Origin of the sequence: Spiractinospora alimapuensis (genome assembly GCF_018437505.1) — a bacterium.
GTDB lineage: Bacteria > Actinomycetota > Actinomycetes > Streptosporangiales > Streptosporangiaceae > Spiractinospora > Spiractinospora alimapuensis.
The window spans coordinates 5,812,402-5,838,502 of record NZ_CP072467.1; the positions used below are offsets into that span (position 1 = coordinate 5,812,402).

24 protein-coding genes and 1 pseudogene are annotated in these 26,101 nt (G+C 69.8%); 8 read left to right on the forward strand and 17 right to left on the reverse strand.

The window, feature by feature from the left end:
- Positions 1-182: 182 nt before the first annotated feature.
- Positions 183-1,229, reverse strand: coding sequence for a zinc-binding dehydrogenase (locus tag J4H86_RS27715; protein WP_394356426.1), 1,047 nt, complete (start codon positions 1,227-1,229; stop codon positions 183-185).
- On the opposite strand from J4H86_RS27715, the gene J4H86_RS26970 reads away from it, so the two are divergent.
- On the forward strand, positions 1,162-1,932 hold the full coding sequence (locus tag J4H86_RS26970) for a TetR/AcrR family transcriptional regulator (RefSeq protein ID WP_236541110.1): 771 nt from the start codon (positions 1,162-1,164) through the stop codon (positions 1,930-1,932). The genes J4H86_RS27715 and J4H86_RS26970 overlap by 68 nt on opposite strands.
- On the opposite strand, the pseudogene J4H86_RS27520 reads toward J4H86_RS26970, so the two are convergent.
- Positions 1,818-2,884, reverse strand: a pseudogene (locus tag J4H86_RS27520) (helix-turn-helix transcriptional regulator). The gene J4H86_RS26970 and the pseudogene J4H86_RS27520 sit on opposite strands and share 115 nt — an antisense overlap.
- Between J4H86_RS27520 and J4H86_RS26980 the strand changes: the two are divergent.
- The gene (locus tag J4H86_RS26980) at positions 2,875-3,714 is read left to right on the forward strand and encodes an SDR family oxidoreductase (RefSeq protein ID WP_236541111.1); all 840 of its coding nucleotides are present in this window, start codon (positions 2,875-2,877) and stop codon (positions 3,712-3,714) included. The pseudogene J4H86_RS27520 and the gene J4H86_RS26980 overlap by 10 nt on opposite strands.
- 176 nt (positions 3,715-3,890) lie before the next feature.
- Here the strand turns inward: J4H86_RS26980 and J4H86_RS26985 are convergent, their stop codons facing one another.
- The 3 genes from J4H86_RS26985 to J4H86_RS26995 are packed head-to-tail and all read right to left on the reverse strand — an operon-like array spanning position 3,891 to position 8,056.
- Positions 3,891-4,928: a LacI family DNA-binding transcriptional regulator gene (locus tag J4H86_RS26985; RefSeq protein ID WP_236541112.1), complete on the reverse strand. Its 1,038-nt coding sequence runs from the start codon at positions 4,926-4,928 to the stop codon at positions 3,891-3,893.
- 12 nt (positions 4,929-4,940) lie between these two features.
- Positions 4,941-6,263, reverse strand: coding sequence for an MFS transporter (locus J4H86_RS26990; protein ID WP_236541113.1), 1,323 nt, complete (start codon positions 6,261-6,263; stop codon positions 4,941-4,943).
- Between the two features lie 23 nt (positions 6,264-6,286).
- A complete protein-coding gene (locus J4H86_RS26995; RefSeq protein WP_236541114.1) occupies positions 6,287-8,056 on the reverse strand; it encodes a gamma-glutamyltransferase in 1,770 nt (589 codons plus the stop codon).
- A gap of 409 nt (positions 8,057-8,465) precedes the next feature.
- Here J4H86_RS26995 and J4H86_RS27000 point away from each other — a divergent pair, with 409 nt between their 5' ends.
- Complete coding sequence (locus J4H86_RS27000) at positions 8,466-9,191, forward strand: CPBP family intramembrane glutamic endopeptidase (RefSeq protein ID WP_236541115.1); 726 nt, start codon at positions 8,466-8,468, stop codon at positions 9,189-9,191.
- A 490-nt stretch (positions 9,192-9,681) separates the two neighbouring features.
- Positions 9,682-10,395 carry a GntR family transcriptional regulator gene (locus J4H86_RS27005; RefSeq protein WP_236541116.1) on the forward strand — a complete coding sequence of 238 codons (714 nt, stop codon included), beginning with the start codon at positions 9,682-9,684 and terminating at the stop codon, positions 10,393-10,395.
- On the opposite strand, the gene lhgO is transcribed toward J4H86_RS27005, so the two are convergent.
- The 6 genes from lhgO to J4H86_RS27035 form a co-directional block, all read right to left on the reverse strand.
- Entirely contained in the window at positions 10,330-11,517 is a 1,188-nt protein-coding gene (gene lhgO / locus J4H86_RS27010) for an L-2-hydroxyglutarate oxidase (RefSeq protein WP_236541117.1), read from the reverse strand. The genes J4H86_RS27005 and lhgO overlap by 66 nt on opposite strands.
- Positions 11,518-11,667: 150 nt before the next feature.
- Complete coding sequence (locus J4H86_RS27015; RefSeq protein WP_236541118.1) at positions 11,668-12,444, reverse strand: SDR family NAD(P)-dependent oxidoreductase; 777 nt, start codon at positions 12,442-12,444, stop codon at positions 11,668-11,670.
- Positions 12,431-14,056: a tripartite tricarboxylate transporter permease gene (locus J4H86_RS27020; RefSeq protein WP_236541119.1), complete on the reverse strand. Its 1,626-nt coding sequence runs from the start codon at positions 14,054-14,056 to the stop codon at positions 12,431-12,433. The genes J4H86_RS27015 and J4H86_RS27020 overlap by 14 nt, the downstream gene beginning before the upstream one ends.
- Positions 14,057-14,066: 10 nt before the next feature.
- Positions 14,067-14,624 carry a tripartite tricarboxylate transporter TctB family protein gene (locus J4H86_RS27025; protein WP_236541120.1) on the reverse strand — a complete coding sequence of 186 codons (558 nt, stop codon included), beginning with the start codon at positions 14,622-14,624 and terminating at the stop codon, positions 14,067-14,069.
- 40 nt (positions 14,625-14,664) lie between these two features.
- A complete protein-coding gene (locus J4H86_RS27030) occupies positions 14,665-15,639 on the reverse strand; it encodes a Bug family tripartite tricarboxylate transporter substrate binding protein (protein WP_236541121.1) in 975 nt (324 codons plus the stop codon).
- A gap of 37 nt (positions 15,640-15,676) precedes the next feature.
- Positions 15,677-16,051, reverse strand: coding sequence for a carboxymuconolactone decarboxylase family protein (locus J4H86_RS27035; RefSeq protein ID WP_236541122.1), 375 nt, complete (start codon positions 16,049-16,051; stop codon positions 15,677-15,679).
- Positions 16,052-16,407: 356 nt separating this feature from the next.
- On the opposite strand from J4H86_RS27035, the gene J4H86_RS27040 reads away from it, so the two are divergent.
- Entirely contained in the window at positions 16,408-17,382 is a 975-nt protein-coding gene (locus tag J4H86_RS27040; RefSeq protein ID WP_236541123.1) for a D-2-hydroxyacid dehydrogenase family protein, read from the forward strand.
- Between the two features lie 95 nt (positions 17,383-17,477).
- Here J4H86_RS27040 and J4H86_RS27045 read toward each other — a convergent pair whose 3' ends face one another.
- The 6 genes from J4H86_RS27045 to J4H86_RS27070 all read right to left on the reverse strand — a co-directional run bounded on the left by J4H86_RS27045 (position 17,478) and on the right by J4H86_RS27070 (position 22,578).
- On the reverse strand, positions 17,478-18,314 hold the full coding sequence (locus J4H86_RS27045) for an SDR family NAD(P)-dependent oxidoreductase (RefSeq protein WP_236541124.1): 837 nt from the start codon (positions 18,312-18,314) through the stop codon (positions 17,478-17,480).
- Positions 18,286-19,032, reverse strand: a complete 747-nt coding sequence (locus J4H86_RS27050; RefSeq protein WP_236541125.1) for a GntR family transcriptional regulator — start codon at positions 19,030-19,032, stop codon at positions 18,286-18,288. The genes J4H86_RS27045 and J4H86_RS27050 overlap by 29 nt, the downstream gene beginning before the upstream one ends.
- A 237-nt stretch (positions 19,033-19,269) precedes the next feature.
- Positions 19,270-20,013, reverse strand: coding sequence for an SDR family oxidoreductase (locus J4H86_RS27055; RefSeq protein WP_236541126.1), 744 nt, complete (start codon positions 20,011-20,013; stop codon positions 19,270-19,272).
- Positions 20,010-21,458, reverse strand: coding sequence for an aldehyde dehydrogenase family protein (locus tag J4H86_RS27060; protein ID WP_236541127.1), 1,449 nt, complete (start codon positions 21,456-21,458; stop codon positions 20,010-20,012). Before J4H86_RS27060 ends, J4H86_RS27055 begins: the two co-directional genes overlap by 4 nt.
- A complete protein-coding gene (locus tag J4H86_RS27065; protein ID WP_236541128.1) occupies positions 21,455-22,312 on the reverse strand; it encodes an iron-containing alcohol dehydrogenase family protein in 858 nt (285 codons plus the stop codon). Before J4H86_RS27065 ends, J4H86_RS27060 begins: the two co-directional genes overlap by 4 nt.
- The gene (locus J4H86_RS27070; protein WP_236541129.1) at positions 22,309-22,578 is read right to left on the reverse strand and encodes a hypothetical protein; all 270 of its coding nucleotides are present in this window, start codon (positions 22,576-22,578) and stop codon (positions 22,309-22,311) included. The genes J4H86_RS27065 and J4H86_RS27070 overlap by 4 nt, the downstream gene beginning before the upstream one ends.
- Before the next feature lie 471 nt (positions 22,579-23,049).
- Here J4H86_RS27070 and J4H86_RS27075 point away from each other — a divergent pair, with 471 nt between their 5' ends.
- Genes J4H86_RS27075 through J4H86_RS27085 form a run of 3 tightly spaced genes read left to right on the forward strand, consistent with a single transcriptional unit; the run spans position 23,050 to position 26,064 of the window.
- Positions 23,050-23,637: a TetR/AcrR family transcriptional regulator gene (locus J4H86_RS27075; RefSeq protein ID WP_236541130.1), complete on the forward strand. Its 588-nt coding sequence runs from the start codon at positions 23,050-23,052 to the stop codon at positions 23,635-23,637.
- A complete protein-coding gene (locus J4H86_RS27080; protein WP_236541131.1) occupies positions 23,630-24,502 on the forward strand; it encodes an ABC transporter ATP-binding protein in 873 nt (290 codons plus the stop codon). The genes J4H86_RS27075 and J4H86_RS27080 overlap by 8 nt, the downstream gene beginning before the upstream one ends.
- Positions 24,499-26,064: a fluoroquinolone export ABC transporter permease subunit gene (locus J4H86_RS27085; RefSeq protein ID WP_236541132.1), complete on the forward strand. Its 1,566-nt coding sequence runs from the start codon at positions 24,499-24,501 to the stop codon at positions 26,062-26,064. The genes J4H86_RS27080 and J4H86_RS27085 overlap by 4 nt, the downstream gene beginning before the upstream one ends.
- Positions 26,065-26,101: the final 37 nt, after the last annotated feature.

The window sequence follows — 26,101 nt, forward strand, 5'->3', positions numbered from 1 at the left end:
AGCTGGCGCATCCATTCCATGGTGTCGTACTGAACCCATTCTTCGGCGAGTTATCCCTCGTCGTCATATCGGAACATGTTGATCAGCGTCAACGTAATCCGCCGGGAATTCGCCAGCAGCCGGGTTTCCGTTATGTATCCCTCAATGACGATGTGCGGGGTGATGGTGCTCCTCGGGAATGGTCAGGGCGTGTGAAGTCGCAGCACCAGCTTGCCGGGCCATTCTCCGCCGCGCAGAAGCGTGAGTTCGCCTGGCAGGTCCTCCCGGTGGTTGACCCTCGGGTGCAACCGTCCCTCGTTCGCGAGTCGGAGCAGGAAGCCGATGTCGTCGCCGAGTTCCGCGCCTTCCTCGGGCAAGAAGAACGTCCGGATGGCGCGACCCGAGCGCCCCCAGTCGCCCATGAGATCCTCGGAGGCAAGGACGGTATCCTCACCGCTGGCCCGACCCACCGAGACCACCGTCGCGTTGGCCGCTGTCAGCCTGAAGGCCTGCGCCAGAGTAGGGCCCCCGACGTTGTCGACGACGCCGTGCACGGGACCAAGCTCGGCGGTGAGACTATCCACCACGGTGCTCGCGCCGAGTTCCCGCAGGCGTGGAAACGCGGCCGGGTTCCGAGCGGTGGCGATAACTTCCGACACGCCAGCAGCAGCGGCGAGTTGCACGGCAAACGCCCCCACCGCACCCGTCGCTCCGGTCACCAGAAGTCGCCGTCCGAGGACAGGGCCAAGAGCGCGCAGGGCTCGTAGTGCCGAGACACCGGCGATCGGCAGGGTCGCAGCCCCTTCCACGTCCACTCCGGCGGGTATTACCGCGAGCTGACTGGTCGGCATCGAGGTGAATTCGGCCCACGTGCCACTCGACCCAAGACCGGTGACACGAGCACCCACGGGTGGACCCGAACCGTCCGCCGCGGCCCTTTCGATCGTCCCTGCGCCTTCATAACCGAGCACTGACCCGGGCGGGGCGTGCTGGGCTCGGTGCAGATCAGTCGGATTCACTGACGCGAACGCGACCTTGACGAGCGTTTCAGAGGCGCTGGGACGAGGCGTGGGAACGTCAGAGAGACGGCATCCACCCAATGCTGCGGGATCGGCGACTAGAGCATGCATACGCACATTCTGGCATGACATGCCACATGGCGCGTTATGCCACAATGTGCGCATGGGTCCTGCCGAGTCCACGCGGAGTCTCCGAGAGACGAAGAAGCTCCGAACACGAGCGAACATCATCGAGGCGGTGCTCACATTGGCTTCGGGGGAGGGCCTCGAGGTGACGACGGTCTCCGCGATCGCTGCCGAGGCCGACATAGGGCTCAGGACGTTCTTCCGCTTCTTCCCTTCAAAGGAGGACGCCGTCGTGGCTCCTGAAGCGGAGCTCTTCCAGGGTGTCCTGGATTCGCTCGGCGACGTCCAGCCGAATGAGGTACTCGGAACCGCCATCTCGCGTGCCTTCGACACCGCCGTGGGTCGACTCGACGCCTCGTGGTGGGATCAGTTCAAACGCGCGGCGCGCCTCGTCGAAAGCAGCCACTCCGCCAACGCGGCGGCTGTGTTGTTATGCGCTCGGACGCGCGAGCGATTGCATGAGGTCCTTCGCGACTCCCTCCAGGAGGACCAGGACCACGTCATCGAGTTGGCGTTGGAGGGTGTGTTGAGCGGGTGGCATCTCGCTCGCCGCGACTGGATCGCTGACGGCGGCGAGGATCCAGCGGTGCTCCTGGCACTCGTCCAGCGGAACATGCGAACTCTCGAAGAACAGCCTCTTGCGGGAATCGGATTCGGTGAGTTGGTGATGGCGGCTGAATCCGACCCCAGGGCTTACGACGCGGGGTCCTCCATCGGTTGCCCGGTGCCGCGTGGGCTCCCCTCTCCGGTGTTCGACGCGAGGAGTTCCAGCGCGTGGGCCGAGGGCGATCCGGGTTCGGTGTCGTAGATCATCAGTGTCTGGTCGGGGTCGTCGCCCGGAGTGAGGGCCTGGTAGGTGATAGTGAGATCTCCGACCAGGGGATGGTGGTATCGCTTGGTGCCGGTGCTGCGCTGGTGCACGCGGTGCCGCGCCCACAGTCGGCGGAACTCAGGGCACTGAATGGACAGGTCCCGACGAGACGACCGAGCCCGGGGTCGTCGGGGTGCCTGCCCGCGTCCATGCGAAGCATGGCGACGGTGTCAGCGGCCACTTGCTCCCAATCGGCGTAGAGCTCACGGGCATGCGGGTCCAGGAACACGAACCGTGCTTGGTTCCGCTCGGAGACGGGCAGGGTGTCGAAATCCGCGATCAGCAGTGTGGCGAGCCCGTTCTGTCCGAGGACGTCGAGACGGCGTCCCAGCACGAATGCCGGTCGGGAGGCTTCACCGAGCGTCTCCAGCAGGGTCCTTGTGGCCGGGTGCAGTTGCTGCGGTTTGCCCGCCCGGCGGCGGCGGGAAGGGGTTGGGCGAGCGATGGTGTGGAGATGGGCGCGCTCGGCGTCGTCGAGCCGCAGGGCATCCGCGAGGGTGTCGAGGACCTGCGCTGAGGCGCTCTTGCTGCGGCCCTGCTCCAAGCGGGTGTAGTAGTCGACGCTGACACCCGCGAGCATCGCGAGTTCTTCTCGGCGAAGCCCCTCGACCCGCCGCCGTCCGTTGTCGGTGACACCGGCGGCTTGTGGAGTGATCCGCGACCGCGCGGCACGCAGGAAGTCGGCCAGACGCGGCTCCAAGTGCTCGGACATGCTCTCATTCTTCCCGTCCCGATGAGTGGTGGCGAGAGTGCTGGGGTGCCCAAACTGTCCCAGGAAACCCTGGGCCTTCTCGGCCGTAGTGGCCTCGCGGACGATGATCGTGCCGCGGTGACGCGGCGTGACCTTCAGCAACTCACTCCATGAGGAGAACCCGTCAAATGTCTGCATGGATGATCACCGGTTCCGGACGCGGCCTTGGGCTGGAGATCGCTCGCGCGGCCCTGGCCGGAGGCGAGCAGGTGGCCCTCGCCGCCCGTCGCCCCGAGCGACTGCCCGACGACGTCCGCACCCACCCGAACGCTTTGCCCGTTGGCCTGGACGTCACCGACCAGGCGCGGATCGACACCGCGGTGACCGAGGTCCTCAACCGGTTCGGCGCCATCGGAGTCCTGGTCAACAACGCCGGCCGGGCCCTGCTCGGTGCCCTGGAAGAGATCACCGATGCCGAAGCACGCTCACTGTTCGACGTGAACGTCTTCGGACTGATCAACGTGACTCGTGCGGTGCTGCCGGCCATGCGCGCGGCCGGCAGTGGCAAGCTCGTCCACATCGGTTCCCGCTCCGGGTTCGAGGGCGAACCGGGCGCGAGTATGTACTCGGCCTCCAAGTTCGCCGTCGCTGGGATCGGCGAGGCCCTCGACGCCGAGCTCGGCTCCTTCGGTATCCAGAGCATGGTCGTCGAGCCAGGCGTGTTCCGCACCGACCTCCTCGACGCGTCCTCGATTCAGACACCGGTCAGCCGCGTCGCCGCCTACGACGGCACACCGGCGCACGCCACGCTCGACTGGGCAGAAGAAGCCAACCACACGCAACTCGGTGACCCGGTCAAGGGGGCCGCGTTCATTTACCGGGTCGCCTCGGGCGAACGGCTACCGTTGCGTCTGCCCGTCGGGCAGGATGCCCTGGACCGCCGCATCGTGATGAACGAGCGCATCGAACACGAGACGGCCCCGCTGCGTGAAGCGTCGGCCGCAACCGCCCACACCGAGAACGCGTAACCCATGAGGGGCATCGTCGAAACGTATTCGGTGTCGGCCCGTCCACCGAGTGATCGAACTGGCCCCACGGTCACGAGCACCGCCTGAGGGGGGCGGACGGAGAACAGCCGCGGCGATATCCCCGTCCGCGGTCCCATTCCACGCGCAGTGCGGTGACCATCGGCGGGGGTTCGACGTCAGGGGGCGGCTGTGGCGTCGGGGGCGGGGGATGTGTCGGTGGGGGTGCGGCGGGTTGACTCGCGGACCACGAGGTCGAGGGGGAGGGTGACCGGGGCCTGGGCCGGCTGGTCGGTGCGGAGGCGGGCGGTCAGCAGGTCCAGCAGGCGGTTCGCCGTCGTGGTCATGTCCAGGTGCAGGGCCGTGATCGAGGGGCGGGCGAGTTCGGCGACCGGGCCGTCGAGCACTGTGGCGACCATGAACCGCCCGGGAACGTCGACGCCGAGCCGCAGGGCCGCGTTCAGGGCACCCTCGGCGAACACGCTGGAGGAGGTGATCACGGAGTCCGGAGGGTTCCTGCCCTGGAGTAGGCGCGTCGTGACGTCGGTGGCGGAGAGCTGTCCCTCGTTGTTGTCCGCGATCCTGATGGTCGGCGCCATCCCCCGCGTCGTCAGGGTGTTGGAGTACACCCACAGGATGGACCGGCGGTAGGCGTTGTCGGTCTGGCCCACCAGCACCGCCGGCCGGCGCGCCCCTCGGTCGAACAGGTGGGTCAGGAGGCCGGTGATCGAACGCCGGTAGTCGAGACCGACCCACCACTGGAAGGCGCTCACGGCGGGGTCGGGGTCGAAGGCGACGGTGGGGATGCCCTTGCGCAACAACGCGTCCAGCGTCGCGTCACGGTAGCCGGGCGACAGGACGACGCACCCGTCCAACCGTGGCACGTGGGCGATCGCGTCCTCGGCCCCCTGCGACGTGAAGACCGCGAAGCCGCGGTTGAGCCCCGCGACCGCCACTGCGCCGGCGAGGTTGGCGAAGGTGGCGGTCCCGAACGCGAACCCGCTCAGCGCCTCGGGAGGCCGGATGAGCACCCCGATCGTGGGCTCGCCCCGGGTGGCCTTGAAGCCGATGGCCGAGGCGGCCTCCAGAACCCTCCTGCGGGTCTCCTTCGACACCGGCCGCTTGCCGGCGTAGACCTGCGAGGCGGTGGCGATGGAGACCCCAGCCCGGCGCGCGACGTCCGACAGTGTGGCCTTAGCGGCGCCGAGTGAGGACATCGTCGCTTCCCCCTAGGACTCGTTGATCCGCTCGGTCGACGTGAAGGCGGTCTCCCTCAGGGCGAGCGAGCACACGACCAGTACGGTCATGGCGAAGGTTCCGTAGAGGGCCACCGAGATCGGGTTCTGGTCGCTGAGGATCAGGAGTCCGGTGGCGACGAACGCGGCCGTTCCGCCGCCGATGGCGGCTCCGATCTGGTATGACGCGGACATTCCACTGTAACGCATCCGAGCTGGGAACTGCTCGCCCATGAACGCTGGAATGGGGCCCTGGGTCATGCCCGTGATCAGCCCCGTGATCCCGAACGCGAGCACGGCCAGCGTGACGTCGAGGGTGCCGACCATCGGGAAGTAGACGAAGAGGAACGCCGACATCGTGACCCCGCCGAGGGTCATCGTCCATCGTCGTCCGATCCGGTCGGACAACAGGGCGAATAGGGGTGCGGAGAAGAACAGTACGCCGCTGTAGACGAGCTGGCCCACCAGTGACTCGGTCTCCCCGTAGCCGATGTCGGTCAGGTAGGACAGGAAGAAGGTGAACCCGATGTAGGCGATGGTGTTGTAGCCGTAGCTGACGCCGAGGCTGAGGAGGATGGCCCGGGGGCGGCTGCGGACCGCCTCGACGAGCGGGATGTGCGGTGTGTCCTCGCTGTCGGTCTGTACCGCCTCGGTCTTGGGCATCGTCAGGCGGGCGAACAGTCCGATGATGACGAGGACACCGCCGATCCAGAACGGGATGCGCCACGCGAACGACACCAGGTCGCCGTCGAAGGCCACGCTCACGATCGCGAACACGCCGGCGCCGAGCAGGGTGCCCAGGCCGATGCCCATGCTGGTGAAGCTGCCCCACAGGCCGCGTCGGTTCGCGGGCGCGTTCTCGATGCCGAACAGCGCCGCGCCTCCCCACTCTCCGCCGGCGGCGAACCCCTGCACCAGGCGCAGGACGACGAGCAGTACCGGCGCCATGACACCGATGTCCTCGAAGGGAGGCAGCAGACCGATGCAGAAGGTCGCGACGCCCATCGTGATCAGGGTGATGATGAGCATCTTGCGACGCCCGACCCGGTCGCCGAAGTGGCCGATGACCAGCCCGCCCAGGGGTCGGGCGAGGAACCCGGTTCCGAAGGCCGCGAAGGCGTAGAGGGTGCCGATGAGCGGGTCGGAACCGGGGAAGAAGATGGCGTTGAACACCAGTCCCGCGGCGAGGCCGTAGATCAGGAAGTCGTAGTACTCCAGCGCCGTACCCAGCCCGGAGATCAGGAAGACCCTCAGACCAGAGATGCTCCGACCCCCCGGGACAGGCCCACGTGGCGTGGGAGGGGTGGTGGTGTTCATGGTGTGCTCCGTTTCCCGGGGTCTCAGTCGTTGTAGTGCGGGGTGGCGATGGCCGACACGGGTGTGCCGGCGGCGTCGAAGCCCGCCAGGTTGGGGCGGGCGAAGTCCATGGTGAAGGGCTCGTTGGAGTGCGGGATGACGACCGGTTCCAGGTCGGACACGGCGTCGACGTGTGCGGCGAGGCCCTCGTGCAGCAGGAGGTCGCGCCCGCTGGCCTCGACGCGCGGCAGCGCGAGGACGTCCTCGACCGGGTGACGGCCGTCGACTATGTCGATCACGATCTGCGTCACGGCGCTGATGATGCGACGTCCCCCCGACGCGCCCAAGGCGGCGACCCCCTGGCCGTCCCGTGTCACCAGGGCCGGAGCCATGTTCGCCAACGCGCGACCACTCGGGCTGACGCTGTTGGCCGCTCCGGGCGCGGCGTTGAACCAGGCCATCGCCGAGTCGAACAGGAGGCCGGTCCGCGGGCAGATCATCCCGTTGCCGAAGTGGTTCGCGGCCGTGTGGGTGATCGAGGCGATGTTGCCGTCGGCGTCGGCGACGGAGATGTGCGTGGTGCCGCTGCTCGGTGGGGTCGCCGTGTCGGGTCGCCAGACGGGGCCGGGGCCGGCGCCGGGGACGTGCGGCCACGGGTCGTGGGCGGGGCGGGACGCGTAGGTCACCCACGGCGGACCGTCCGTCCAGCCGGGGGCGTCCTGGCCGGCACGGATCAGTTCGGCGACGCGTTCCGCATAGCCGTGGTCCAGCAGACCCGTCGTCGGCACGGGAACGAGGGCGGGATCACCCAGCCAGTGGTACCGGTCGGCGAACGCGTGCCGCAGGGCGAGGGCGAGCCGGCGGGTCGCGGTGGGGTCGGCGTGGGCGGACGTCGCTTCGGGGTGGAGGGCCTGCCAGATCCCCAGGGCCTGCAGCGTCGTGATGCCGCCGCCGGGCGCCGCGGGGACGACGACGTCGACGTCGCGGAAGCGCAGCCGGACCGGTTCGCCGATGACCGGCGGCGCTGAGCGGAGGTCGGCCGCGGAGAGCAGGCCGCCGTGTTCCGCGGCGGACTCCACCAGCCGGCGGGCGACCGCCCCGTCGACCAGCGCGGACGTGCCCGACGCGGACACCTCTTCCAGGGTCGCCCCGAGGGTTGCCTGGCGGACGCGGGGGCGGGTCTGGAAGGAGAGCCCCTGGGCCGCGGCCGTGCGGCCGCCGAGGGGAAGACCCTCGGCGTCCAGGAACACCTCGCGGGTCTGGGGGTTAGCGCGCAGCCGGGGGAGATCGCTCACGGCGTTGGTGACGAACCAGGTGTCGGCCGGGAACCCGTCGTGGGCGGCGCGCACCGCGTGGTCGCAGACCCGCGCCCGGGGGAGCCGGCCGAACCTCTCCTGCGCGGTGAGCAGACCGAGCAGGGTGCGCGGCACGCCCGAGGCCAGTGGCCCATCGAGGTTGGCGTTGCCGACCACGGGAGCCAGACCGAGCATCGCCGGGCTGTCCGCCGTCGGGTCGATCTCGAACAGCGTGCTGCGGGCCTTCAGCGGCGCCTTGGGGCCGAAGTCCACCGACCACGTGCGTCCGCCGGACTCGTGGTAGAGCCCGAACCCAGAGCCGGCGAGCGTCGTCTCAGTGGGCTCGACGACCCCCGCGACCAGCGCCGCGGCGACGGCGGCGTCCATCGCGTTGCCGCCGGACTCCAACGCCTCCAGGCCGGCCGTGACACTCGACTCGTGGGGCGCCGTGACGCTTCCGCCTTCGGCCTTGCGGCTGGAGACGGACGTGTGGGCAGGACTGTGGGACCGCCTTGGCACTGCTGCTCCCTTGAGGACGAGGTGGGGCCCGTTGGTGGGCGGCACTCAAGCTAGGCCGAGGTCGGGGACCACTCAAGATCTTTTGCGTCTTTTGCGTCGCAGGGTCCCGGTGGGGGACCGGCCGGCGCGGCTGGTCGTGACCCGCACGCGCCACGACCAGCCGCGCGGGATCCGGCCCACGATCCCGTGACGCCGGGCCGTCCAGGTCTTCTGATGACCGACCCATGACACCGCGTCATGCGCCGGCCCCGAGGAACGTCACGTGTGGGTGGTGACGTCGTCGCACTACAGAAGGAACGCCGGGAGGGATGGAATCGGGGGTATGAACCCCACGCCGACGACGCCTGGTCCACCCGACAACGGCTCACCGGGAACAACGCACCGTCAGGACCCAAGCGAGGAGCACGCCGTGTCGACGCCTGCCGACAACACCCACCGGTCCGACCACGAACACGTCGCCCCGGTGCGCCCGGGCTGGCCGGAGGTCGTGGTCGGCCTGCTCACGATGGTGGCCGCCATCCTGGTACTCCCGTTCTTCGGCCCCTGGGGCCTGGACCTGGACGCGGTGGCTTTCGGTCTCGTCGTGGCCGCCTGGTCAGGGGTGGGCGGCCTCGCTGGGTTCACGGCGGCCGCGTTGATCCGGCTCCGTTCCTTCGCCCCCTTCGGCGTGCGCCGCACGACGTGGCGCTGGATGCTCGCGGGGGTGGTCGGAGGTCTCGTCGCGCTCCTGGTCAAGGCCGCCGTGACCGTGGCCGTCACGACGCTGACCGACTTCGGTGACACCAATCCGCAGGGCATGTACTACGACGCGGCGGGGGGCGGCGTCGTGGCGCTGGCCCTGACCTTCCTGTTCCTCGCCGTCCTCACGCCCGTCGGGGAGGAGTTCCTCTTCCGCGGGGTACTGACCAACGCCCTGCTGCGCTACGGGCCGGTGGTCGGCGTCGTCGGCAGCTCAGTGGTGTTCGCGCTGTTCCACGGCATCAACATCATCCTGCCCGCCGCGCTCGTGGTCGGCGTCATCGCGGCCGAGCTGATGCGCCGCAGCGGGTCGATCTGGCCGGCGGTGGCGGTCCACGCCGTCAACAACATGGCGCTGCCCCTGTTGGTCCTGTTCACCGGAGCCACTGGCGGCTGACGCCCTTGACACATGACGGAGAGGGCCGCGCCCGGGACTCCTCACCTCACCATCGGTCTGTGAGGGGGGCGCCGCGTCAATGGGCGGCGCCCGCAGGGCGACCGGACAGAGCGACGATCGAGGTTTCGGTATCAGGCGGGAACGGGGGGTGTACGCACGAGGCGAGAATGTCGCGAACTCCTCCGGGACCGGCCCGGCCCTCGGCTGAGCTGGGTGGCCTCGTGGGCGACCAGCGCCGCACTGGGGCTTGGCTTCGGCCTCACTCCCGTCCCAGGCCGTGGACACCATCGCCCCGACGTGCGCGGAGTCTTCACCGTCGCCGCCTATCCTTTGGAGGGCCGCCGCGCGGAGATGCCGGGGTTCGGGGGCGCTCGGCGAGATGGTGGCGTACACGCCGTTGGTCCGTGGGGATGAACGACCACGACGTGGCGATTCCATGGAGCGGATTCCACCGCCGCGGCGGTGGTGGGGGATCCAGCGGGAGGTCTGTGTGAGTGACAGCGGCCGGGTCGTGGACGGGTTGCGTACGGCGATTCTCTCGGGTGAGTACGCCGCGGGGGAGTCGATCCGGCAGGAGGCGATCGCCAAGCAGTTCGGGGCGAGTCGGCTTCCGGTGCGTGAGGCGCTGCGGACCCTCGAGGGTGAGGGGCTGGTGACGCTGGAGCCCAACCGGGGGGCGAGCGTCACCGCGTTGGACGCCGAGGAACTGGACCTGTTGTACTCGACCCGCGCGCGGATCGAGCCAGTGGTGCTGGCGGACAGCGTGCCCCGGCTCGCGGAGTCGACGATCCAGCGGTGCGGCGAACTCCTGGAGCGGATCGAGGCGGGGGTGGATCCGGTCGAGTTCCTGGTGCTGGACCGGCGGTTCCACCTCCTGAGCTACGAGGGGTGCCGGAGCGCCCAGTTGCGTTCGATCGTGGACCGGCTGTGGAACTCCACCCAGCACTATCGTCGGGCCTTCGCCCTGCACAGTGGGCCCGACCTCACCGAGGAGACCCGGCTGGAGCACCGTCTGTTGTACCGGGCGATCGCGACGCGCAACCCCGAGGTCGCGGCGGACATCATCACCACCCACATCACCCGGACCCGCGTGGCGTTGCGGCGAGCGCCCGGCCTGTTCGCCCCCGACACCGAGGGGTCAAGTCCCGAGGACCTCGTCGGTGACGAGCCGCCCGATCGGGATGGCCGAGGTCGCGGCCGGTGAGGGGGCGTTGCACACGTGGACCTGCCGCTGGGTGCGACGGATGAGGAAGTCCTCGGCGGTGGAGCCGTCCCGCATGACGGCCTGGGCGCGAATCCCCGCGGGGTAGGGGCGGAGGTCGCTCTCCTGGAGCGAGGGGCAGTACTTGCGGACGAGCCCCAGGTACCGGCGTCGGGAGAGCGAGTCACGCATCTCCCGCACCCCGGTCCCGACGTTGTGGCGCGCGAAGCGCCACATCCCGGTGAAGGTCGTGTAGCTCAACACGTCCCGCAGGTCGACCGACCCCTGGGGGTACTTCTCGCGCGCCATCCCGAGCACGGCGTTGGGGCCGACGGTGATCCGGCCGTCGATCCCCGGGCTCAGATGCACCCCCAGGAAGGGGAGCGCCGGGTCGGGGACGGGGTAGATGAGGCGGTTGACGATGCCGCCGCGCTGGTGTGGCAGTTGGTAGTACTCGCCGCGGAACGGCACGATCCGGAAGTCCGGGTCGAGTCCGCCGAGCCGCGCGACCCGGTCCGCCTGGAGGCCCGCGCAGGCGACCAGCGCCCGTGCCCGGTACTCACCCGTGTCGGTCGCGACCATCACCCGGTTGGGCTCCTCCCGGATGGCCCGGACCTGGGAGCGCGGCACCACCCGCCCCCCGCGACGGGTGACGTCGTCGGCCATGGCGCGGGCGACACGCCGGAAGTCCACCACGCCGGTGCCTGGTGACAGCAGCGCGCGTTTGCCGGTGACCGCGGGTTCGGCCTCCCGGAGTTCGTCGGCGTCCAGGTGCCGCAGTTCGATCCCGTTGCGCGCGGCCCGCTCGGCGAGGTGGCGCATGCGCTCGACCTCGACGTCGTCCGTCGCCACGACGAGCTTGCCGATCACGTCGTAGGGGACACCGTGCTCGTCGCAGAACTCCTTGGTCTCCCGCTCACCCGCACGGCAGAGCCGGGCCTTGAGCGAGCCCGGGGCGTAGTAGATGCCGGCGTGGATGACGCCCGAGTTGTGCCCGGTCTGCGCCGTCGCCACATCGTCGGCCTTCTCCAGGACGACCACCGAGGCGTCCGGGTCGCGGACCAGGACTTCCCGCGCCGTGCTCAGGCCGATGATTCCCCCGCCGATGACGACGACGTCTTCCACTGTGACTCTCCTCGTTCCACTCGGGGGTGGTGACGGCCCGCGGCCGTCGTCACCCCAGAACCCCCTGGGCCAACGGATGTTGGCCTCCGGCGCCGCGTCCCCCGTTCGGTGGGGGCGAAGGTTCGGCGGTTCCGCCCACCGCCGACACCGTCACCGCGCGGCGCTGGTCAGGATCACCCCACCGTCGACCGGCACCGTGACGCCGGTGATGTAGCGGGCCTCCTCTGAGGCGAGGAAGACCGCGGTGTGGGCGACGTCCCACGGACTGCCCTCGATCCCCAGTGGGGAGGCCCGGCGCCGACGCTCCCGCAGGTCGTCGGACATGCCGTCCCCGGCCACGTGTGGAGTGTAGATCGGCCCGGGGGCGACGCAGTTGGCGCGGATCCCCGCCGAGGCGTGGTCGATCGCGAGCGCTTCGGTCAGCGCGATGACCGCTCCCTTGGACGCCGTGTAGGGCGTGAGGCCGCGCGGCCGCAGGGCGGAGATGGAGGAGATGTTGATGACGCACCCGCCACCGCTCCGTTCCAGGGCGCCGACGGCCGCCTTGCAGGCGAGCATCATCGTCTTCACGTTCACCTCCATCACCCGGTCCCACGTGGCCTCGGTGACGTCCACGACGGTGCCCCCGACGGTGATTCCCACGTTGTTGTGCAGGACGTCGAGCCGTCCCCATCGGTCGACCGCCGTGTCCACCATCCTCTCGGCCGTCGCCCGGTCGGTCAGGTCACCGACGAAGCTCGCCGCTTCGCCGCCTTCGTCGGTGATCATCTCGACGGTGCGCTCCGCGGCGGTCGCGTCGAGATCGTTGACGAGGACACGGGCGCCCTCGCGGGCGAAGGCGATCGCGGTCGCCCGCCCGTTGCCGATCTCGTCACCGCGTGCGCCTCCACCTGTCACGATGCAGACCTTGCCGTCAAGCCTCAGCACGCTCGTCACCCTTCTGGCCGTTGATCGATGTGTCCGTGTTGGACGTGGTGTCCTGGTCCTCTGTGCCGTCGGTGCCGTCCTCGTGGTCCGTGCCGAGAGGTGTCGCGTCCCGCTCGGGGGCACCGCGGCCGCGGCGGACCAGCCGACGGGCGAGGACGCCGAGCAACGCGACCACGGCACCGACCCAGACCGCCGTGGTGACGGGGGAGCTGAACAGGAAGTACCGGATGCTCCCTCCCCCCAGGGAGAGGCTCTGCACGAGGTAGCGCTCCAGGAAGGGTCCGAGGATCACGCCGAGGACCAGGGGCGCGATCTGGAAGTCGTAGCGCCTGAGCAGGTACCCCAGAACGCCGAACACGCACAGGAGGTAGACGTCGAGGACGCTGTTGTTGACGCTGAAGGAGCCGACCACCGCGACGAGCAGGATCACGGTGAACAGGTGGTGCGCCGGAGTGCGCAGCAAGCTCACCCAGATACCGATCAACGGCACGTTGAGGATCACCAGGATCAGGTTCCCGATGAACATCGAGGCGATGACGCCCCAGAAGATCTCGGGGTGCTGCACGATCAGGGTCGGTCCCGGCTGGACGCCGTGCACCATCATCGCGCCGAGCATCAGCGCGAGGGTCGCGGAGAACGGGAGTCCCAGGCACAGCACGGGCACGACGCTGGACGTCGCCGCGCCGCTGTTGGCGGCCTCGGGACCGGCGGCCCCTTCGATCGCGCCCTTGCCGAAGCGTTCCGGGTGCTTGGAGACGCTCTTCTCGATCCGGTAGGACGCGAACGTGGACATTATCCCGGAGGGGCCGGGGAGGAGTCCGAAGAACCCGCCGACCGCGGTGCCACGCAGCCACGGCATGACCGAGCGCCGCAGCTCCTCCCGCGACGGCACGAGGTCGCGGACCCGCACCTGGCTCACGTTGGGTGTGCGCATCTTGCGTTCGGCGAGGAACATCAGCTCCGCGATGCCGAAGGCGCCCACCGCGACCGGCACGATGTCGATCCCCTGGGCCAGTTCGGAGTTGCCGAAGGTGAACCGGGAGAGCGCCGACACGGGCTCCTGGCCGATCGTGCCGACCATCAGGCCCAGAACCAGTGGGAAGAGGTTGCTCAGCAACCCACCACCGGACACGGTGGACAACACGATCAGTCCGACCACGATCAGGGCGAAGAACTCGGCCGGACCGAAGCTGAGCCCGAGCGCGGCCAGTTGCGGCGCGAACAACGTCACCAGCACGGCGGTGATCGACCCGGCGACGAACGACCCGATCGTGGTGATCATGAGGACCGGGCCCGCGCGTCCCTGACGGGCGATCTTGTACCCGTCGAAGGTCGCCACCACGGAGGCCGCCTCGCCGGGGACGTTCATGAGGATCGATGTCGTCGAGCCCGCGTACATCGCGCCGTAGTAGATGCCGGCGATCATCATCAGGCCGCCGGCCGGTTCGAGCGCGAACGTGATCGGCAGGACGAGGGCCGCGCCGGCCACCGTTCCCAGCCCCGGCAGGACGCCGATGGTCGTGCCAAGCAGGACCCCGAAGAAGACCAGGGCGAGATTCTGAACGCTCAGGACCACACTCAGGCCCTGGGCCAGTCCGGCCAAAGCATCCATGAGGACCTCCTCAGATACTGATCAGTCCGATCGGGAGGCGGACCCCCAGAACTCCCACGAAGAGGACGTGGACGCTGACCGAGAAGACGATCGACCACACCGCGACGCGGATCCAGGAGAGACGCCCCACGGTGCGGAGGAACACCAGACAGAAGAGCAGGGTGGCCACGAAGTGGCCCAGGTGGGGGAGCAGGATCGCGTAGGCGACGAACAGCCCGATCAGGAGCAGGAGTTCGCGCTTGTCGCGCCACCTTTCCCGCGTCCCGCCCACAGGTTCGGACCGGTCCGTCGCGTCTTCAGGGGGAGTACCCCCCTGCGGGGGTGAGACGTCGGGGGTCCGGTCACGCGGCGAGACGAGCTCCGCGCACACGACCGCGAGGCTGATGGTGGCGAAGGTGGCCCCGAGGAGCAGGGGGAACAGGGCCGGACCCGGCTCCGCCACGGTCCCGAGCCGCATTCCACGGATCTCGTTCAGGTACACCAGCGCGCCCAGGACGCCGACGACGCCCATGATGAGCCGCCCCCGCCCTGGCCTCGCGGTCTTTGGTTCTGCGCTTGTCACGGTCATGGCACGTTATCCATCCGGAGGACGCGGAGAGGGGGACCGGTCAGGCAAGATCGTGCTCCTCGATGATCTCGCCGTAGACGTCGATGTACTCCTCCAGCGACTCCGAGTACTCCTCGGGCGGCATGGGGGTAGGGACGTAGCCGTTCTGTTCGAGGTACTCGTTGAAGTCGGCGTTTTCCGTCACGTTCTGAGAGGCCTCGACCAGGGCGTCCCGTACGTCGTCGGGCAGGTCGGCGGGTGCGCAGATGCCGACGATCTCCGGAGTCTGCGGCATGTCGTAGCCGAGCTCGGCGAACGGGGTGGCGTCCGGCAGGAACGGGTACTCCGTCTCGTTGTAGGTGCCCAGCACGCGGAGCTCTCCGGCCTCGACGTTTCCGGCGACGGTCGGTCCGCGCCCGATGACGCCGTCGATGCGTCCACCGAGCAGGGCGGTGAGCGCCTCTCCGCCACCGGCGAAGTCGATGGACTGGATGTCGGTGTCCAGGGCGTCGGAGAGCTTGCGGATCTCGAGGTCCGTCTGGGACACCGCGCCGGAGTTGCCGAGCTGGATCTCACCGGGGTTTTCCTGGGCGTACTCGACGAATTCCTCCAGGTCCTGCCATGGCGCGTCGGCGTGGACCGCGAGGTTCGCGGGCTGGGTCACCAGGGCGGTGATGAGTTCGAGGTCGTCGACGCTGTATTCCAGGTCCTGGAGCTGCGGCGTGAGGGCCAGGGAGCCGTCGACGCACAGCCCGATCGTGTAGCCGTCCGGGGACGCCTGGGCGATCTCGGTGGTTCCGACCGCCGACCCCCCGCCTTCGCGGTTGAGCACGGCGACGCTGGTGTCGAGCTCCTCTTCCAGATGCTCCGCGTACTGTCGTCCGATCGGGTCCGTCGAGCCGCCCGGACCGAACGGGATGATCATCGTGATCTCGCCCTGCGGGTACTCGTCGCTGCCGCTGATGGACCCGCAGCCGGCGAGCGCGACCACGGAGAGCGCGCAGGCCGGCAGGGACAGTTTCTTGGATGCGTTCATGGGATCTGCCTTCCAATCCAGACGGGGGGTGGCCTGGTCAGTGTTGGTCGACGACCTCGTTGACCACGTGCATCGCGTCGAGAGCGGCCGGGATGCCGGCGTAGGGGATGCAGTGGAGGATCGCCTCGCTGATCTCCTCCTTGCTGCACCCGTTGTTGACGGCGCCGCGCGCGTGGACGGCGAGCTCCCGTGGCCGGTTGAGCGCCGTCAACAGGGCCAGGGTCATGAGGCTCCGGGTCTTGCGGGGCAATTGCTCCCGCGACCAGATGAATCCCCAGCCGAGCTCGGTGACCACCTGCTGCAACGCCTTGGACTGTTCGTCCTGGGGAGCCAACGCGCTGTCGACGTACTCGGAGCCAAGGACGCTCCGGCGTACGGACAGTCCACGCTCATACCGTTCGTTGGAATCCACGGGGCCTGGCCTCTCTGGGTGACTGAGGGCTCGACGAGCGAGCTCAGGCGCACGAGGGACCGTGACCCGCTGGGTCCACCGGTCTCGTGCGGACGGGAGTGACACCGGGGTCCGCCGTGCGACGGGCCCCGGAGGGGCGAGTTCGACGCCGGGCGCGAGTGCTTCCGTCGTGTTTCGACGTCGCACCGGCGTATCCCTGCCGTCGATTACGGCGACGTTAACAGTGTCGACACTTAAGATCAATAGCTGTCGAGAATAACCAGATGGAGGCGAGTTTGAGGCCTTGACTGAGGGCAATCTGTCGACAATAGTGCGTGCTTGGTAGGGGAACTCGACGACAATCCCAGGAGCGACCAGTGCCGGATCAGCGGACCACCGTGGTTCACGTGCTCGACGACTACCAGGACGTGGCCAGGACATACGTGGACTGGAGCGCGAGCCCGCACGACCTGGACGTCCACGTGTTCCACGACCACCTCGCCGACGCCGTGGCCCTTCAGGAGCGTCACCGGGTGGCCGACGTCCTCGTGGTGATGCGGGAACGCACTCCTCTACCCGCGGAACTCCTCGCGCGGCTGCCCCGGTTGCGGTTGGTGGTCACCACAGGCGCGCGGAACTCCGTCGTAGACGTCGACGCCGCGGCCGCGCGGGGAATCACGGTGTGTGGAACACGCATTCTCACGTCCCCGGCGGTGGAACTCACCTGGGGACTCATCCTGGCCGCACTGCGCGACATCCCCGACCAGCACGCGCGGATGCGCCAGGGACTGTGGCAGAACACGGTCGGGGGCGGTGTGGAAGGCCGTCACCTGGGCGTGGTGGGTCTCGGGGCCATCGGAGCGCGGGTGGCTCGCGTCGCCCACGCCTTCGGGATGGAAGTCCTGGCGTGGAGCCCCAACCTCACCGCGGCGCGCGCGGGGGAGCTCGGGGTTCACGCCGTCGGCAAGGAGGAACTCTGCCGACGCGCGGACGTGGTCTCGATCCACCTGCGTCTGAGTGACTCCACCCGCGGGGTCATCGGCGAGTCCGAGCTCCGGGCGATGGACGACACCTGGCTCGTCAACACCTCACGAGCCGAGATCGTCGACCAACAGTCCCTGTTGCGGGCGTTGCACGAGGGGTGGATCGCCGGGCTGGCGACCGACGTCTACGACACCGAACCACCATTGGCACACCACCCGCTCCGCCACGCCCCAAGGACGGTGCTCACCCCGCACATCGGCTACGTGACCACGCAGAACTACGAACTCTTCTACCAGGACGCCCTGGAGGCGGTCACACGGTTCCTCGCCGGCGACCCCGTCCGGGTGGTGGCACCGTCGGCGTCCTGACCCCCGGCCCCGCCGGGGTCGCTGAGGGGCCGGGCCGTGCCGGCGAGGGCGGGGGAGCGCCACGGTCGCCGGCGGCCACGGTCGAGGCGTCCGGGTCACTCACCGGACCGCGGCGCCGGTGACCGCAGGGGGAGCGTCGCCGAGAGCCCTCCGTCGACCGGTAGGACGACTCCGGTCACCCATCGGGAGGCGGGGCTGACCAGGTAGGTCACCGCGGCGGCGGCGTCCCAGGCGTCGCCCTCCGTCCGCAACGGAACCGACATCCGCCGCGCCGTCCGCATCTCCTCGCTCAGGCCCCGGGCGCGGACCCGGGGCGTGTAGACCTCGCCCGGCGCGACCGTGTTGACGCGGATGCCCTCCGGGCCGTGCTGGGTCGCCATCGCACGCGTCATGTTGAGCAGCGCGCCCTTGGTGGTCGCGTAACTGAGGTGGGGATACCCGCCGCGCAGCCCGGAGACGGAGCTGATGTTGACGATGGAGCCGCCCCCGGCGGCTCGCAGGTGGGGGATCGCGTACCGGGCGGTGGTGGCCATCCCGGTGACGTTGACGTGCAGGGCCGCGGTCCATTCGTCTAGGTCGACTTCGGTGGCGTCGCCGGGAGGACCCACGATCCCCACGTTGCTGACCACGACGTGGACGCCGCCCAACGCTTCGGCGCAGGCCGTCATCGCCTCCCGTATCGTGTCGGGCGCGCCGACGTCCGCGGCGACGGCGAATCCCTCGCCGCCCGCGGCCTGCACCATGGAGAGGGTCTCCTCGGCGGCCGCGCGGTTCCGGTCGATCAGCCCGACGCGGGCACCACGCGCGGACAGGGACAGCGCGCACGCGCGCCCGATCCCGACCCCCGCGGCGGCGGAACCGGCGCCGACCACGACGGCGGCGGTTCCCTCGAGGTCGAAGGGGTCAGGGGGGAGGTTCGGGGGGGTCTCCATGGTGTTCTCCTCGCGGTGTGAAGATGGGCGCGTCCGGGCTCAGGGCCCGGAACGCCTGGGTGATGATCGACCGCGCGACGGCGGCGGCGAGATCGGCGTCGCTCTCCTCGAACGCCCGCATCAGGCGCAGGTGGTCCTGCAGCGACCGCTCCATCCGGTTGGGCATCGCCAGGCTGTGTCTCCGGAGTCGGAGCACCGACAACCCCAGCGAGTCGATGGTGCGTTTGAGCGTCACGTCGCCGTTGATCCGGGCCGCCCGTTCGTGGAACGAGGCGTTGACCCAGAAGTAGGCGGTCGGATTGTTCGCCTCCACGGCCTGGACCATGACGGCGAGGTCGGATCGGAGCACGTCGAGGTCGGCGTCGGTCGCGTGGTGGGCGATGTCCGTCGCGACCAGGGCGTTCAGGGTGGCCCGCAGTCGGTAGATCTCCCGGGCGCGTTCGAAGTCCAGTGAGGCGACGCGCGGACGCCGCCGGGGGACGATGTAGACCAGCCCCTCGTTGGCGAGGATCATCAGCGCCTCCCGGACGGGACTCCGGCTGGCCTCGAACCGCGCGGCGAGATCGACCGAGTTGACCTGAGCCTCGGGGAGCAGGCGGCCCTCGATGATGTCGCGGGCCACGGTGTGGACGATGCGACCGACCAGGCTTCCGTCGTTGGACTCAGGGCCCAGCAACCGGTCGAGAACGGCGTCGGCGTATCCGTCGTCAATAACCAAGGCACCTCCTAGTGTCGACACTTTGGTGCCAGCGTAGGGGGTGGCGAGGTGTTTTCCGACCCCTCGCCGAACCAGGTCGCCCACGTGATGATCATCTTCAGAAGGTCCCGCGGCGCCGAACCGACCGGCCGGAGGGCGCAGAGGGAGCACTGTCGGTGGCACACCGCCCACTGTCGACAGAAAATCCTCAGCCGGCCCGAAAGTGCCCCGCCCCGTACCGGAGTCGCGCCACCAGGACTACATGGCCGTCCACCCACCGTCGACCATGACGAGCTGTCCCGTCATGTAGGAGGAGGCCGCCGAGGTCAGGAAGACCAGCGGGCCGCAGAGGTCCTCCGGCCGACCGAACCGTCCCTGCGGGATCCGCCCCATGAGCTCCTCACGCGCCGCGTCGTCGCGGAACAGCTCCTCGGTCAGCGCCGTGCGGTAGTAGCCGGGGCCCAGCGCGTTGACCCGGACGCCGCTCGTCGCCCACTCCGCGGCGAGGGTGCGCACGACGCCCAGCAGTCCGGACTTGCTGGCCGCGTAGGCAGCCAGGTTGGGCCGAGCGAGAGTGGAGGTGAGCGAGCCGACGAACACGTGGCTCCCCTCGATCCCCCGCTCGATCTGACGCCGGCCGACCTCCTGGCTGAGCGCGAAGGGGGCGGTCAGGTTGGTCCGCACCACGCGTTCCCACTCGGGGAGTGGGAAGTCGACGGCGGGCGCGCGGTGCTGGACGCCGGCGGCGTGCACCACGGAGTCGATCGTGCCTCCGGCGCGCCCCTCGGCCTCGTCGACCAGCGACTCGAGCGTGTCGAGCCGCGTGACGTCCCCGACCATCGTGACGACGCCGTCCGCGCCGTCACCCCCCGAACGGGACACGGTGACGACGCGCGCCCCGGCTTGGACGAGCCCCACCGCCATGGTGTGCCCCAGACCTCGACTGCCGCCGGTGAGCAGAACGCGCCGCCCGGAGAGTGAGAAGGAGTCCAGAACGTTCACAGCGCACGCACCGCCGCGGTCTTGGTCCGGGTGTAGAAACGGATCGCGTCCAAACCCTGCTCCTTGAACGCGGACCCCGAGAGGCCGAAGCCCCCGAAGGGGTGGTGGATGTCCCACCCCGAGGTCGGCTGGTTGACGGAGACCTGACCCACCTCCACGCGGTCGACGAAACGTTCGGCGGCGCCGAGGTCGTTGGTGAAGACCGCGGCGGACAGGCCGTAGGCGGAGTCGTTCACGGCCTCGACCGCGGCCTCCTCGTCGTCCACCTCCAGCACCCCGAGGACCGGCCCGAAGACCTCCTCGCGCCAGATCGCGTGGTCGCGGGTGACGCGCAGGACCGTCGGCCGCAGGAACGCGCCGTGCTCCGACACGTCGGCGGGGGCCTCGAGACCACCCTCGACGACCTCGGAACCGTCGTCGACCGCGCGCTGGATGTGGCCGACGATCTCGTCGCGCGCGTCCGCCGACACCACGGGACCCATGTCCACACCGGGAGTGTCCCCCGCGGAGACGGTCAACGCACGGACCCGCCGACGCACGGCGTCCAGCAGGGGCTCGGCCACGGAACTGACCACGACGAGCCGGGACGTGGCGGTGCACCGCTGTCCGGCCTGGGCGAAGGCCCCGGCCACGGTCTGGTCCGCCGCGACCTCCAGATCGGCGTCGGCGAGGACGGCGACCGCGTTCTTTCCGCCCATCTCGGTCTGCAGTCGTACCGGCCGGCCCGCGAGGCGACGCTGGAGGTCCAGACCGATCTCGGTGGAACCGGTGAAGCTCACGGCGCGTAGCGCGTCGTCGTCCAACAGCGCGTCGCCCATCTCCCGGACCCGGCCCGTCACGGTGCCGACGACCCCTGCCGGGACGCCCGCCTCGTGCAGGATCCGGGCGAGGTTCAGGACGATGAGGGGCGTGAGCGTGGCCGGCTTGATCACCACCGCGTTGCCCGCGATCAAGGCCGGGGCCGCCTTCCGCGCCGGGGTCAGCAGCGGGTCGTTCCAGGGGGTGATCAGGAGCGTCACCCCGAGGGGCTCCCGGATCACCCGGGTCTGGGTCCCCGGGCGGGCGTCGGGAACGAGCTCACCGAAGGGTAGGCGGGCCAGACCGCCGAAGTAGTCGAAGAAGTCGGCCGCCTTCGTCACCTCGGTGGTCGCCTCGGCGAGGGTCTTGCCCATCTCGCCGACGATGATCCGTGCCAGGCCGTCCCGCTCCGCCCGCAGTCTGGCGGCCGCGGCCCGCAGCACGTCCCCCCGCGCGATCGGTCCGAGGGCCCGCCACACACGCGCCCCCTCCCGAGCGGCCTCGTAGACGCCGCGGACGTCGGACACCGTCATGGCGGGCACCTTGCCGACGGTCCTGCGCAGGTCGGCGGGGTCGCGGACCTCGATCAGGTCGGTGCTGCCAGTGCCGAGGAAGTCTCCAGCGACGAGATTGCCGGTGACGGTCATGCTGACTCCATTCCCGTGGTGACCGCGAAGGCACCCTCGAGGTCGCCGTCGCGCATCGTGGTCAGGAGCGCGCGAACACGCTCGAGGTTCATGGGTTCGGGGTTGGTGGGTCGGGGGTAGAGCTCCACGGTGCGCCGCGCCATCGCGTCCTCCACGCCGGCGGGGACACCGGCCTCGTTCAGGGACCCCGGCTGTCCGACCCGTCGAACCAGGGCCAGGACCTCCTCCGCGGCGGCGCGTAGGTCCCGCGTCGGCTCTCCGACGAGGGCGCTCGCGAGCAGCGTCGCCCGGCGCTCCTCGACGCGGTGGTTGTAGGCGATCGTGTAGGGCAGGGCCAATCCCGTCGTCGTGCCATGGGGGAGGGGCCGCTCGTGGTTGACCGCGTACCCCAGGCTGTGGCCGAGCACCACCCCGGCGTTGAGCGCGAGGCCGGCGTGGTAGGCCGCGACGAGCAGGCGACCCGTGGCGTCCCGGTCCCCGCCGTAGGCCGCGTCCAGGTTCCCGGTGACGAGCCGGATGGCCGTCTCGGCGTGGACCTCCGTCAGCGGAGTGCTGCTGCTGGCGAGGATCGACTCGCTGGCGTGGGCGAGCGCGTCCAGGCCGGTGGACGCGACGACGGGCGCGGGCAGGTCGGCGACCAGCCGCTCGTCCAGGACGACCAGGTCGGGCACGAAGGCCGCCGAGGCCGCGATCCGCTTCTCGCCCCCGTCGGTGATCATCGAGACGCGGGTCACCTCGGCTCCCGTGCCAACCGTGGTCGGGACCAGCACCAGCTCGGGCGGACGGTGCGGTGGCTCCACGGCACCGAACCAGTCCGAGCTCGTCCCGTCGTTGGTGACGAGGAGAGCGATCATCTTGGCAGCGTCCAGCACCGAACCGCCGCCGACGCCCACCACGGCCCCCACGCGCCGCGCGCGCGGGCCACCCAGGCGGCGGAGTCGACCTGGTCGGAGGTGAGCTCCGGACCGAAGTCCGACACCACCTCCGGGACGACCCCCAGGGCACGGAACTCCTCCACCAGAAGACGTACCGACGGGTGGTCCACGAGTACGCGGTCCACGGCCAACAGCACGGAGCCGGCGCCCCCCGGGCGCGTCAGCCCGTGGGGAACCGCGTGCAAAGTGTCCGCTCCCACCCACGTGCGTTTCGGAGCGAGGAAGGTCGCGGGGGAAGGCGGGTGACCAGAACTCATAGTGGATACCGATCCCTCAGTTTTTGGATCCAATACACAGCAAAGAGTGTCACCAACCGTGTGTCGAGGTCAAGATGGAGGCTGAGGGGGTTCGAGGGAGCCGCCATGCGGAGGACGCCTCTCATTTCGCTGGCCTGGCCGTTTGCGGTGGCATCAGGTCTCGGTGGAAGGGGTGGTTGCTGATGGGCAAGAGTGGTGCGTATTCAGATTGGATCCAATTGCGTCGTCGGGTCCTGGGTGTGCGCCCCCGCGCATCCGGCGCCTGGGAAGCTCGTGCCTTCCGCGCGCCGGCCGCCTCGTCGCGAGCGGACGAACTCGGTCGTCCGGTTGGGTCCGGGGTTCCGGAGGGTAATGTGATGGAGTAACATGTTATGAACTAACGTCAATTGGTGGGGGGACATGACGGACTGGCGTGAGCGGAAGCGGGAACGCACGCGGGCCGCGTTGCGGGAGGCGGCGTTCCGCCTGTTCGCCGAGCGGGGGTACGAGGACACGACCGTCGCGGACATCGCGGCCCAGGCGGGGGTCTCACACATGACGTTCTTCCGGTACTTCCCCACCAAGGAGGACGTGGTACTGCGGGACGACTACGACCCGATGCTCGAGGAGCTGGTGCGCGCCCAACCGTCGGAGCGTCCTCCGCTGCGGCGGGTTCGCGACGCGGTCATGCGTGCGATGCCGGAGGTCTACGAACGAGACCGCGAGGCGTTGCTGCTGCGGTCCCGCCTGTTGTTGGACACTCCGGCGCTGCGGGCCCGGATGGGAGAGAGCCTGCGGGGATCCCAGATCGCGTTCGAGAGAGGGCTGTGCGACCCACCGGGGACCGAGGAGGTGCCGATGGCCGTGCGTGTCGTCGCGGCGGCTTGTGTCTCCGTGCTCACCACCGCCATCACCATCTGGGTCGAGGACGGCGGGGGCGGGGACCTTCCCACGCTCATGGGTCACGCGTTCGACACTCTCGAGGCGGCTGGAGCCCAGGGTGGATGAGCGCGCCCACGACGTCATCTCGGTGCGGGACCTGTCCGTGCGCTACCGCCGGGCGCGTACCGACGCGGTGCGGGGGATGGAGTTCACGGTGGGAGCGGGCGAGGTCTTCGGTTTCCTCGGCCCCTCCGGGGCGGGCAAGTCCACCGTCCAGCGGGTTCTGACCCGGCTGGTGCGTGGTTACGGGGGTGAGGTGCGGGTGTTCGGTCGACCCCTGCCGGAGTGGGGACGGGAGTACTACGAGGAGATCGGCGTGGGCTTCGAACTGCCCGCCGAGTTCACCCGCCTCACCGCCAGGGAGAACCTGGAGGTCTTCGCCTCCCTCTACCGTGGTCCGACGGTCGACACCGCGGAGCTGCTGGACCGTGTGGACCTGGGGGAGTCCGCCGACCAGCGGGTGGGCGGGTTCTCCAAGGGCATGAGGATGCGCCTGAGCCTCGCGCGCGCGTTGCTGAACCTTCCCCGGCTGCTCTTCCTGGACGAGCCCACCTCGGGGCAGGACCCCGTTCGCGCCGCGCGGCTCCGTGAGGTCATCCGCGCCGAGGTGGACCGGGGCGCCACCGTCTTCCTCACCACCCACGACATGCGCACCGCGGAGGACCTGTGCGACCGGATCGCCTTCGTCGTCGATGGTCGGATCGCCGCCATCGACACCCCGGACGGTTTCCGCCGTCACTACGGTCACCCCGGTGTCGTGGCCGAGTACGTGGTCGGCGGCCGGCCCCACCGTCGCACCTTCGAGCTCACGGACCTGGGGGCCGGCGGCGCACTGTCGGCACTCGTGGACTCTGGCTCGGTGACCACCCTGCACACGCGTGAGGCGACACTCGACGACGTCTTCGCCGCGGTGACCCAGGTCCGACTGTGAACGGCGTCGCCGCGACGTTCGCGCTGGAGGCACGGGTCGTGTGGCGCTACGGGGTGGTGGCGGTCTCGGCCGTCCTGGCCGCGTTGTGGACCGGGATGCTGTTGGCCGTGCCGGCCCCCGGGGCACAGGTGCTGGCTCCCTATCTCCTGTTCCTGGACACGGCCGGATTCGGCGCGCTGTTCGCCGTCGGTCTGCTCATGTTCGAGAGGGTCGAGGGTACCGCCGCCGCGCGGGCCATCACCCCCGTCAGCCACAGGAAGGCCATGCTCGTCCGGGTCGGGGTACTGACGCTCCCGGCGATCGCCATGGCGGTCCCCATGACCGCGGTGACCGTGCCGGCCGGGCGGATCTGGGGAGCGCTGGCGTACACCACGGGCGGCGTCGCGCTCACCTCGATCCTGCTGGTGGCCCTGTGTCTCGGGTTGGGCGCGCGCACCCGCACCTTCCAGGGGGCCATGCTCGCCACCGCGCCGGCCATCCTCCCGTTCACCGTGCTCCCGGTTCTCCACCTGGCCGGTGTGGCCCAGACTCCGCTGCTGTGGGTGGTTCCCACCACGGCCACCGCCGAGCTGATCAATCGTGGCGTGACCGGACAGGCGGGAACACCACAGGGGCCTGGCGAGCCGATCGCTCTGCTATACGCGGTGGCGTTCGCCCTGGCCGTGTGTTGGTGGGCGGTCGGACACGACACCGTGACGGACGTGGAGGCATCCAGCCTGGACAAGGAGGAGGCCGACCCGGTGCGCGCCGGCCGGGAACCCGGGCGGGACACGACGCGGAGCTCCGCCCGGGTACGCCCACGCCGCCCCGCCGGATCCAGGCGTCGGGGACACCCCGTCACGCGGCTGGCCCGGCACGAACTGGGCGGTGTCCACCGCGATCCGCTCCTCCTGGCCGTGGGCCTCGGCCCGTTGCCGTTGGCGCTCGTCCTGCGATGGGCGCACCCAGTGGTCGACGAGTACCTTCGGACGGCCCACGGCGTCGACCTCGCCGCCCACATCCCCGCCGTGTTCGCGACACTGGTCCTGCTGCACGTTCCCATGATCGTCGGAGCGGTGGTGGCGCTGCGCGTCGCCGAGGACACCGACGACAACATTTTGCTCATACTCCGCGTCTCACCGCTGTCACTGACCGGCTACTTCGGTTTCCGAGCCGGTACGGCCGCGCTGCTCGCCCTTCTCGGCCTCGCCGTCGCCGTACCCGTGTCGGGTCTGGCCCCGTCTATGTCGCCGGGGCTCGCGGCCGCCATCGTCCTCGCCACGCTGTTCGCACCCCTGGCCGTACTGGCCACGACGGCCTACGCGAGCAACAAGGTCGAGGCCCTCGTGGTCATCAAGACCGTGGCCGCTGTCTCCGTCCTGACACCCGTGCTCGTCTGGATCCTGCCCACACCCTGGTGGTCCCCACTGCTCGCCCTCCCGCCCACGTGGCCGCTCCTGTTCCTCTCCGGATACCCGGGTGAAGACGTGCCTCCGGCCGTGGTCCTACTGGGCGGGGTGGCGGTCGCCGGTGGCCTCGCTCTCACCCTGATCCGGCGGATACGATCGCGCCTGCTGACCTAGCCCCCTCCGGGCGGTGGGTGGACGGTGGGGGCGGCGC